This window comes from Azonexus hydrophilus, from assembly GCF_905120355.1.
Classification (GTDB): Bacteria; Pseudomonadota; Gammaproteobacteria; order Burkholderiales; family Rhodocyclaceae; genus Azonexus.
The window spans coordinates 231505-241484 of sequence record NZ_CAJHOB010000001.1; the positions used below are offsets into that span (position 1 = coordinate 231505).

The 9980-nt window shown below is 62.5% G+C and carries 8 protein-coding genes; 3 read left to right on the plus strand and 5 right to left on the minus strand.

The window, feature by feature from the left end; translation table 11 throughout:
• Window positions 1-53 precede the first annotated feature (53 nt).
• A complete protein-coding gene (locus JYJ39_RS01080) occupies window positions 54-668 on the plus strand; it encodes a nitrous oxide reductase accessory protein NosL (protein WP_240189491.1) in 615 nt (204 codons plus the stop codon).
• Complete coding sequence (locus JYJ39_RS01085) at window positions 668-1156, plus strand: nitrous oxide reductase accessory protein NosL (RefSeq protein WP_205201335.1); 489 nt, start codon at window positions 668-670, stop codon at window positions 1154-1156. The genes JYJ39_RS01080 and JYJ39_RS01085 overlap by 1 nt, the downstream gene beginning before the upstream one ends.
• On the opposite strand, the gene JYJ39_RS01090 is transcribed toward JYJ39_RS01085, so the two are convergent.
• The 4 genes from JYJ39_RS01090 to JYJ39_RS01105 form a co-directional block, all read right to left on the minus strand.
• Complete coding sequence (locus tag JYJ39_RS01090) at window positions 1149-3665, minus strand: ABC transporter permease (RefSeq protein ID WP_205201338.1); 2517 nt, start codon at window positions 3663-3665, stop codon at window positions 1149-1151. The two genes, JYJ39_RS01085 and JYJ39_RS01090, sit on opposite strands and share 8 nt — an antisense overlap.
• Window positions 3662-5020 carry a DNA repair protein RadA gene (gene radA / locus JYJ39_RS01095; RefSeq protein WP_205201340.1) on the minus strand — a complete coding sequence of 453 codons (1359 nt, stop codon included), beginning with the start codon at window positions 5018-5020 and terminating at the stop codon, window positions 3662-3664. Before radA ends, JYJ39_RS01090 begins: the two co-directional genes overlap by 4 nt.
• Before the next feature lie 627 nt (window positions 5021-5647).
• Entirely contained in the window at window positions 5648-7000 is a 1353-nt protein-coding gene (dgt, locus tag JYJ39_RS01100; RefSeq protein WP_205201342.1) for a dGTP triphosphohydrolase, read from the minus strand.
• A 29-nt stretch (window positions 7001-7029) separates the two neighbouring features.
• On the minus strand, window positions 7030-7434 hold the full coding sequence (locus tag JYJ39_RS01105) for an acyl-CoA thioesterase (RefSeq protein WP_205201344.1): 405 nt from the start codon (window positions 7432-7434) through the stop codon (window positions 7030-7032).
• Window positions 7435-7590: 156 nt separating this feature from the next.
• Here JYJ39_RS01105 and gltS point away from each other — a divergent pair, with 156 nt between their 5' ends.
• Window positions 7591-8805 carry a sodium/glutamate symporter gene (gene gltS / locus JYJ39_RS01110; protein WP_205201346.1) on the plus strand — a complete coding sequence of 405 codons (1215 nt, stop codon included), beginning with the start codon at window positions 7591-7593 and terminating at the stop codon, window positions 8803-8805.
• 38 nt (window positions 8806-8843) lie between these two features.
• On the opposite strand, the gene JYJ39_RS14170 is transcribed toward gltS, so the two are convergent.
• A partial coding sequence (locus JYJ39_RS14170; RefSeq protein ID WP_205201348.1) for a class I SAM-dependent DNA methyltransferase occupies window positions 8844-9980 on the minus strand: 1137 nt, incomplete at its 5' end.

The following is a 9980-nucleotide window of genomic DNA, read 5'->3' on the forward strand; positions in this document are numbered from 1 at the left end:
GTGCTCCGCTCAGGGCGTTAACCTGAGAGCACTCAATCAACGCAAGGAGAAAAATGATGAACCGCCGCGACCTTCTCAAGATTTCCGCACTCGCCGGCCTGACCGCCACTGCCAGCACTGCCACAACAGCCGCTCGTGCCGAGGTGTGTAGCAGCGACGGCACACCGAATCAATTCATTCCGAAAAAAGCAGCCGACCCCAAGCCGCTGGAAAACGACATCGAGAAATATCCGAAATGCCCCTACTGCGGCATGGACCGCAAGGAACACAACAAAACCCGCATGCTGGTCCAGTATGCGGATGATCTTGCCGATGGCACCTGCTCCATCCACTGCCTGGCGCTAAGCCTGAGCCTGAACATCGACCGTCAGCCAAAAAACATCTGGGGACCGGATTTCGCCGCCACCGCCGAACCACGCCCGCTGCTGCCGGTGGATCAACTGATTTACCTGATCGGTACCGACCTGAAACACGCGATGACCAAAAAGAGCAAGCATTCCTTCGCCTCGATCGAGATGGCCAAGGAATTTCAGGCCAAGCACGGTGGCACCCTCGGTAACTTCAACGACGCACTGCGCGAAAGTTATCTCGGCATGTCGGAAGACGTTGCCCAGATTCGCAAGAACCGTGAAGAACGCCGCCGGCGCGCGCAGCAGAAGCAAAGCTGATGCAACGCCGTCATTTCATCGCCGCCGGCATCGCCTGTTGCGCGCTGCCGGCGCTAGCCCAGAAAGCGGCCCCGCCCCGGCCGGGCCAGAAGGATCTGTGCCCGGTATGCGGCATGATCGTCTCCAAATACCCGAACTGGATTGCCGCCGTCGTCTGGAAGGACGGGCACGCACATTTCTTTGACGGGGCCAAGGACATGTTCAAGTTCCTCTTCGATCTGGCCAAATACGCGCCGGGGCACCGCAAAGAAGACATCGCCGCCATTCAGGTTACCGATTTCTACAATCTGGAACGCATCGACGCCCGGCAAGCCTGGTTTGTCACCGGCTCGGACGTGCTCGGCCCCATGGGACATGAATTTGTGCCGTTGGCCACGCGCGCGGACGCGGATGATTTTTTCAAGGAACACCGGGGCAAGGGCTTGTTCAATTTCGAGCAAATTACCGCCGAGATGCCGGGCAAACTGGACAACGGACGTTTCACGTAAGCACCTCGCGCGGCGGCGTATCAAGCAAACGGCGCAGGCTCACCCAGCCGACACCTGCCACCGCAAAAGCGGCCAGCGCCGAACTCAGCAACGGCGTCAGCAATGAAAACTCCGCTGTCGTGCCAAACACCCGTTGCGCCAGCACCTGACCCACCACCGCCGCCCCGAGGGCGGCCAGCAACCCGGCCAGGGCGCCCAATGTCGCCAGCTCAACCAGCACAGCCTGGCGCAGTTGCGCGCGGCGCGCACCAAGCGCACGCAGCAGGGCAATTTCCCGCCGGCGCGCATCGAGCACTGCCAACAGGGCGGCATAGAGCACCACCAAGCCCGCCGCCAGAGTGAACAGGAACACCAGCTGCACCACGCCGACAATTTGCCCGAGCACTGACTGAATCTGATTGAGCAGCGCCGCAATGTCGATCACCGTCAGGTTCGGAAACTCCGCCACCAGAGCCGCCAGAGGATCACTGGTAGAGGACTGCGGCAAGTGGAAACTGGTGATGAAGCTGGCGGGAGCATCTTCCAGCACACCGGAAGGCGCCAGGACAAAGAAATTGACGCGCATCGAATCCCAGTCGAGCTTGCGCAGGCTGCTGACGGTCAGGGTTTTGCGCAATCCGGCGACGGTGAATTCCAGGCGGTCGCCAAGCGCGATGCCCAGGGTTTTCGCCAGCCCCTCTTCCACCGACGCTTCTTCCCCTGGCCCGGCAAACCAGCGCCCGGCCGTCACCTGATTGCCGGCCGGCAACGTGTCGCGCCAGGACAGGTTGAACTCCCGCTCGACCAGCCGCCGGGCGCGTTCATCGTCCGGAAAATCGGTGGCGCTGACCGGCTGCCCGTTTCTTGCCGTCAGCCGCGCCCGCACCATCGGCGCCAGTTCGGCAGTAATGCCCTGCGCCGCCAGTGCCGTTGCGACAGCCTGTCGTTGCTCCGGCTGGATGTTGATGATGAAACGGTTGGGCGCATCGGCCGGCAGATGCTGTTGCCAGGTCGCCATCAGTTCCAGCCGCGTCACCCCGAGCAGGAGCAGGGCCATCAGCCCGCTCCCCAGCGCGACCACATTGAGCACGTTGGCAACCCGGTGCCGGGCCAGCGATCCCCAGCCATGGCGCAAACCAAAACGTAGACCGGTGGCCCCGCCCCGCCGCCCCTGCCTGGCTGCCCAGCGGGCCAGCAGTTGCATCACGAGCGCTGCCGTCACCACAAAAAACAGGGCGGTCACGAGAAACCCGGCCACCGTGAACAACCCCAGACGCAGCTCGCCTGCCGTCAGCACCACCAGCGCCGCGAGCAACACGCCGCCCAGCGCGTAGGCCAAGAACGTCTGCCCGGCCGGTGGCCCGAACTCACGCCGCAGCACGCGCACCGTGGGCACCCGCGCCAGTTGCAGGATGGGCGGCAGGACGAAGCCAAACAACAGCACAAACGCCACCAGCACCCCCTGGCCAAGCGCCAGCCCCCCCGGCCAAGGCAACGGAATGGCAAACAAACCGGCCAATCCGGCGACGAGCACGAAGTGCGCGGCAAAGCCCAGCAGCGCCCCCGCTGCCGCCGCAAACAAGGCAAGCAGGAAGAAGGCCAACAGATGCAGACGCAGCACTTGCGCCTGGGTCATGCCGAAACAACGCAGCAGGGCGCAGGTATCCAGATGCCGCGCCAGATAACGCCGTGCGGCCAGGGCCACGGCAATCGCCGCCAGCAGCACGGTGAGCAGACTGGCCAGGCCGAGAAAACGCCCCGCCTGATCAAGCGCCTTGCGTACTTCCGGCTGCGCATCCTGCAGCCCTTCCAGGCGCTGCCCACGGCTCAGACGCGGCTCTGCCCAGGCCCGCCAGTCGGCCAGTGCCGCCGCATCACCCGCCAGTTGCAGACGATAAGTGACGCGCGCACCGAACGCCGTCAGGCCGCTGCCGGGCACATCGTCGAGCGCCAGCATCAAACGCGGCGACAGGGAAAAGAAATTGAAGGCGCGGTCGCTCTCAGCTGTCAGCACCTGGCGCACCGGCAGGCGCAGCTGCCCGATGCCGAGCGGGGCATCCGGCGTCAACGCCAGCTGCTGGAACAACCGCGCATCGACCCAGGCTTCGCCGGCCCGCGGGCCCCGCGTTGCCTTCTGTTCCGCTGCTCCCGGCGCAGCGGCAATCTGCAGCGTGCCACGCAAGGGGTAATGCGCGTCCACCGCCTTGATTTCGACCAGCTGCGCCCGCTCATTGGCGAACACCATGCTGGGAAACAACTGAACCTGCGCCGTACGCAAGCCGCGTTTTCCGGCTTCGACGGCAAACTCCGGCGCCAGCGGCTGATCGGCCGTGAGGATCAGATCCGCCCCAAGCAGTTGCGCCGCCTCGCCCTGCAAGGCCCGCTGCAAACGGTCGGTGAGAAAACCCACCGCCGTCACCGCCGCCACCGCCAGCAGCAGCGCCACGAAAATCAGGCGTAATTCGCCGGCACGCCATTCGCGCCCCAGCATCCGCCAGGCCAGCGGCCAACTCCGTGCAACGGCTGTCATTGCAACTCCCTGATGCGCGTCACCGCTTCTTCCACCCGGCGCACGGCGATCACTTCCAGCCCCGGGATCGGCTGCCGGGGCTTGTTAGCCTCCGGGATCAGGGCGCGGGTGAACCCCAGCTTCGCCGCCTCACGCAACCGCTCCTGGCCGCGCGGCGCCGGACGGATTTCCCCGGCCAGCCCGACCTCGCCAAAAACGATCAGCTTTTCCGGCAAGGGCTTGTTTTTCAGCGAGGAGGTAATCGCCATCAGCACCGCCAGATCGCCTGCCGGCTCGCCGATCTTCACCCCGCCGACCGCATTGACGAAGACGTCCTGATCGAAGCAGACGATCCCGGCGTGCCGGTGCAGCACCGCCAGCAGCATCGCCAGACGCTGCGCATCGAGGCCGACCGTGAGCCGGCGCGGATTTCCGTGCGCCGTATCCACCAGTGCCTGAATCTCCACCAGCAACGGACGAGTCCCTTCCTGCGTCACCAGCACGCAGGACCCGGCCACTTCCTGCCCATGCTGCGACAGGAACATGGCCGACGGGTTGCTCACCCCCTTCAGCCCGGTTTCGGTCATGGCAAACACGCCCAGTTCATTGACCGCACCGAAACGGTTCTTCACCGCCCGCACCAGACGGAAACTGGAATGGGTGTCGCCCTCGAAATAAAGCACGGTATCGACCACGTGTTCGAGCACACGCGGCCCGGCCAGCGCGCCTTCCTTGGTCACGTGACCGACCAGGATCACCGTGATGCCGGCCTGTTTGGCCAACCGCGTCAGCTGCGCCGCACATTCGCGCACCTGCGCCACCGATCCCGGCGCGCTCGACAGTTGATCCGACCACAGCGTCTGGATCGAATCGATCACCGCCACCTGCGGCTTTTCCGCTTGCAACGTGGAGAGGATGCGCTCCAGATTGATCTCCGCCATCAGCGGCAGATTTGTCGCATCGAGGTTCAAACGGCGGGCACGCAAGGCGACCTGCTGGCCGGATTCCTCACCGGTCACGTAGAGCACACGCTGTGTTTGCGCCAGATGCGCCAGCGCCTGCAACAGCAAGGTGCTCTTGCCGATGCCGGGATCGCCACCGATCAACACCACCCCGCCCCCCACCAGACCGCCCCCCAGCGCCCGATCGAATTCACCGATGCCGGTCGCAATCCGGTCCGCCTCACGCGCTTCGATCTCGGCCAGATTCTGCAAGCGCGCCGCCGGTGCCAGCGCCTCGAAACGATGCTTGCCCGGCGTCTCCGCCACGCTTTCCACCAGCGTGTTCCAGGCATTGCAGCCGGGACACTGGCCCTGCCATTTGGGATTGGTCGCGCCGCATTCGGTGCAGGAATAGATGGTTTTGGGTTTGGCCATGGTTTGCGGTTTTTTACTTTTCAGGTGGGGTTGATTGTATTACTGCTGGTTTCTGGGTTGCGGGCTGTTTTCCGCGCTGCGGGCTGTATTCCGCGCTGCGGCGCGTCTTACTTTTTCTTGCTTCGCCAAGAAAAAGTAAGCAAAAAGAAGGCGACCCCAGGTCGGTGGCCCCTGCGGGGCTTCCCTGCGCTACTCGGGCTTGGCGGGGGCGGCGCAAACTCGGGGCTGCGCCCCTCAAACATGCTTGCCCCTTCATCCGCCAAGCCCTGCGTTGCTCGGCACCTCTCATGGGGAAAGGTGAACCCGCCACAGTTGGGCGATGGTTCGGGGGTTTTGCATTCTTTCGGCACAATCGTGGTGTCCAGTTTCGCGGCTGCTCTCCGATACAGGAACGCCTTTCCCCTCCCCTTGGAAGACGCTGAGCAACGCAGGCGAGCCGGGGGCTTTCGGCTGGCTATGTTTGAGCCGCGCAGCGGCGAGTTTAGCCAGCCGCCCGGCTCGACGAGTAGCGCAAGGCACCCCGCGTAGCGGGGCGTCGACCACGGGGTCGCCTTTTCTTTGGCTACTTTCTTTTGGCGAAGCAAAAGAAAGTACGCCCGCGCCACAGCGCGGAAAACAGCGCCCCCATCACGCCGGCAGATCAAAACCCTTGAGCTTGCGGTAAGTATCCACGGCGTAGGAATCCGTCATGCCGGCAACGAAATCGGCTACCTGCAGCAAGCGAACATAAGGGTCGGCATCGGGTTCGCCGCCATGGGCGAGGAATTGCGGGGGCAGCAGTTTGAGCAGCATTTTGTCGCGTGGACTCAAATGACAGCCGGGCACACCGGCGACAGCCTCCACCGCATGGGTGAACAACTCCAGCAGCGCCCCCAGCACCTCGAAGCCCGCCGTCTCGATTTCCAGAGCTGGACGGGCGGTATAGATGGTTTCTTTTGCCAGCTTCAACACCGCCTGCAAAGGCACACCGACTGGCGACTGCGCCAGCAGTTCATCGTCGAACTCGCCGGCCAGGATGGCGCGCTCGTTTTCCAGAAACACGGCCGCCGCGTTTTCCAGCAAACAGCCGATCGCTTTGGCGCGCAGGTACTCCAGACGCTCCTTGGGGTCGTGCAGACGGCTCAGGCGCTCACCATTCACTGCCGAACCGGCCAGATCGGCGAGCAGACATTCGGCATCGCGATAGCTGACGAAACCGAGGCGGGCGGCATCTTCCAGGTCGACGATGAGATAGCAGGTGTCGTCCGCCACCTCGACCAGAAACGCCAGCGGATGCCGGCGCCAGGCGCGACCGGGAATGCGCTCGACCAGGCCGGTGGCCGCTGCCACCCGGGCAAAGTTGTCGGCATCGTGCTGGAAAAAACCGAATTTCTTGCCGCTCTTGCCCTCCAGTTCCACATCCAGCTGCGAAGGACGGGGATATTTGGTGAATGCCGCCAGCACCGCGCTGGTCAGCTGCAGGCCGCCCGGATTGGCCGGGCTCTGCAGGCGGCTGACGATGCGAAACCCCTGGGCATTGCCTTCGTAACGCTCGAAATCGGCCTTCTGTGCAGCGGAAAAACCATGCCGCTGCAGGATGCCGGAACTGCGGAACCATTCGCGGATGGCATCTTCACCCGCATGACCGAAGGGCGGGTTGCCGATATCGTGCGCCAGACAGGCTGCCGCCACGATGGCCCCAAAATCTCCCGATTCCACATCCTTCAGCCCGTGCCGGGCAATGATCTCGCGGCCGACCACCGCGCCCAGCGAACGCCCGACACAACTGGCTTCCAGACTGTGTGTCAGGCGAGTGCGCACGTAATCGCTCTTGGACAGCGGAAAAACCTGCGTCTTGTCCTTCATGCGACGAAAAGCCGAAGTGAACACGATGCGGTCGTAATCCTGCTGGAACGCCGTGCGTTCGGCCGAACCCGGAGCGCGGCCGGCACCCAGGCGCTCGTTGGAGAGCAGCTTTTCCCAGATTTTTTTCCGACTCATGGCTTCATTCCTCGCACTTGCGGCAACTGTCATGCCCCTTCCAGCAGGGCGCGCACATCGTCCGGCAGCGGCACGGATTTACCGCTCAGCGTGTTCATCCACACCACCTTAGCACTACCCTCGGCGTACAACTCGCCGTCAATCCGCATCTCGACAAAAGTCTCGCAACTGGAGCGGCCCAGCGCCCCGATCAGGGTACGCACTTCCACCGTCCCGGGATACGTCATCGGACGCAAAAAAGTGCACGCCGCATTGATGATGACCGGCCCATCGCCGCCCGGACGCACCGGAATCCGCATGGCCTCGATCCATTCGACCCGCGCCTGTTCCATGTAGCGGAAATACACGGTGTTGTTGACATGCCCATAGGCATCCATATCGCCCCAGCGGATGGGGATAAGCGTGGTATGCACCCATTTTTTCTGCGTCGTCATCGTACGTTGCGGTCCTGCCGGAAGAAAGCCCCGTACTGTAGCGCAGTCGCAAGAATTCCGTAGCCCCTGGGCTTGATTCAAATTCAGGCACAACACCTTGGCCCTCTGGCAAAATCACGACCTTCACCAGCGACCACCCCAATCCGGGCTGCCATCATGACTATCGAATTCAGCACTTACTACACCCTGATCCTTGCCGTCGTCGTCCTGCTGATCGGCAAGCTGATGGTCCGCCGCATCCGCCTTCTGCGTGAATTCAACATCCCGGAACCCGTTGCTGGCGGCCTGGTGGCAGCACTGGTGGCCTACGGCATCAATCTTGCCACAGGCTACCGGCCGGCCTTCGATAGCAGTCTGCAAACGGCCTTCATGCTCTGCTTTTTCTCTTCCATCGGCTTAAGCGCCAATTTCGCCAAGCTCCGCGCCGGTGGATCAGCGCTGGTCGTTTTTCTGCTGGTGATCGTGGTGTTTGTCTTCGTGCAGAACGGCGTCGGGGTCGCGCTCGCCAGCCTGCTCGGACTAGACCCACTGATCGGCCTGATTGCCGGTTCCATTACCCTGCTCGGCGGCCACGGCACCGCTGGCGCCTGGGGGGCCGTGCTGGAAGAACAGCACGGCATCGTCGGCGCCATGACCATTGGCATGGCATGCGCAACGTTCGGCCTGATCATCGGTGGGCTGGTCGGCGGTCCCATGGCGAAATGGCTGATCCAGCGTCATCAGATCGAGGGCGGCACGGGCCATGACGACAACGTCACGGTCGATGGCAGCACGCCAAACTTCGAGTTTCCGCACGAACAGCGCCTGATCACCGCCGACGCTGCCATCGAAACCCTGGCGCTATTCGCCGGCTGTCTCGCTTTTGCCCAGTTCATGACCCAGATCACCCAGGGCACGGCGGTACAACTGCCCACCTTTGTCTGGGCACTGGGTGGCGGCGTACTCATCCGCAACACGCTCGACTACGCTTTCGGTTTCACCGTTTTCGACCGTGCCATCGACGTTTTCGGCAACGCCGCCTTGTCCATCTATCTGGCCATCGCCCTGCTCTCGCTCAAACTGTGGGAACTCGCCGGTCTGGCCGGACCGCTGGTGATCATCCTCGCCGTGCAGACGGTGGTACTTGCCGCCTATGTCGCCTTCGTCACTTTCCGCGTCATGGGCAAAAACTATGACGCCGCCGTGCTCTGCGCCGGCCAGTGTGGTTTCGGCATGGGCGCCACACCGACCGCCGTTGCCAACATGCAGGCCATCACCAACCAGTACGGCGCATCGCACAAGGCATTCCTCATCGTCCCCATGGTCGGCGCCTTCTTCATCGATCTGGTCAATGCGGTGGTGTTGCAGTTGTTCATCAAGGTCGTTGGCTGAGCACAACAAACGCGGGGGATTCAGACAATCGACGACGCCTAGCGAATCCCTCCGCTACGCTCAAGGTTGAGCTGCAGCAGGCGTTTGAGGATGTCGTCGTCGGGCATTGCGGGGCTGTAGTCCTCCCAGCCGTAGGCGGCGGCGACGGCCGCGTCGAGCGCTTTGTGGGCCAGATCGAGCCAGGCAGGACGCGCGTTGTAGAGATTGGTCAGGGTGCGTTTCTTCACCTCGGCCGCAAAGCCGGGTTTGGCCACGGGGCGTTTGGGAAAACCGGCTTTCTCTTCTTCCGGGGTGATGACCCACTCCACCCATTCCGGCGGATTAAGCCAGGTGTTGCGCATCTGGTCGAGGTGACGGGCCGCCGCCGCGATGTTCGCGGCCAGAATATCGCCCGCCATGCAGGGCGCCGCCGCCTGGCCCTGTTTTGGCGCCGTATCGCGCGGCGTCATACCGGCGGGAAAGGGGAAGGTTTCGAAGGTGGTGGTGGGGGTGTAGCGAGGGCGATCTTCGAGCGAAGTACCCAGGCGCAGCGACCAGAGTTCGTGGAAACGGGAATGCAGGATGCCAAAGGTGAGGTCGTCAGCGCGGGCAACAATACAAACTGCATGACTTGGCAAAACTGCAGCCGAACGCCAAACGAAAAGCCGGTATTTAGCAACAATCGAGGTAGCAATGTATCGCTCGCAATTTTTCAAGGAAGTGCGCATATCTGGAGCGGTGCGCGCATGAAGCCACCAATAGCGTTTCTCAGATTCGGCACGAACCTGTGCTTTTTCTGGTTTGACCGTCTCAAGAACATAAGCAAACGGTGTTTCATAAAGTGACGCATCAGCTTCAGTCGTTTTAACGCCAAAGTCCACAATCCATGTATCTGATGGACGCTGCACTAGGTCATTTCCGTTAATCCACGGTTTAACAACCTCACTACTCGGTTTGCCGTTTGGGTTCGGCAACCTGAGCCATTCACGAGCTATTTCGCCTGTTATATCAAAGCTGGCTTTTTTCGATGTACCAACAAAACACGCACCAGAATTTTCCGGCAAACGCTTGGCTTTGGTGAGATCAGTTCCTACTCCCCCCGTCAAATCCGCATGTATCGCCGCCACTTCGCGCCCATCCAAGCGACAGGCGGGGGGCGGGCAGGCGCAGTTTGAAGCTTCGCTTACGGAGTCTGC

Excerpts from the sequence above, each read along its gene's own strand:
- JYJ39_RS01090 (WP_205201338.1), bottom strand. The coding sequence starts at position 3,665 with ATGACAGCCGTTGCACGGAGTTGGCCGCTGGCCTGGCGGATGCTGGGG.
- gltS (WP_205201346.1), top strand. The coding sequence starts at position 7,591 with ATGACTATCGAATTCAGCACTTACTACACCCTGATCCTTGCCGTCGTC.
- JYJ39_RS01085 (WP_205201335.1), top strand. The coding sequence starts at position 668 with ATGCAACGCCGTCATTTCATCGCCGCCGGCATCGCCTGTTGCGCGCTG.
- JYJ39_RS01080 (WP_240189491.1), top strand. The coding sequence starts at position 54 with ATGATGAACCGCCGCGACCTTCTCAAGATTTCCGCACTCGCCGGCCTG.
- JYJ39_RS01105 (WP_205201344.1), bottom strand. The coding sequence starts at position 7,434 with ATGACGACGCAGAAAAAATGGGTGCATACCACGCTTATCCCCATCCGC.
- dgt (WP_205201342.1), bottom strand. The coding sequence starts at position 7,000 with ATGAGTCGGAAAAAAATCTGGGAAAAGCTGCTCTCCAACGAGCGCCTG.
- radA (WP_205201340.1), bottom strand. The coding sequence starts at position 5,020 with ATGGCCAAACCCAAAACCATCTATTCCTGCACCGAATGCGGCGCGACC.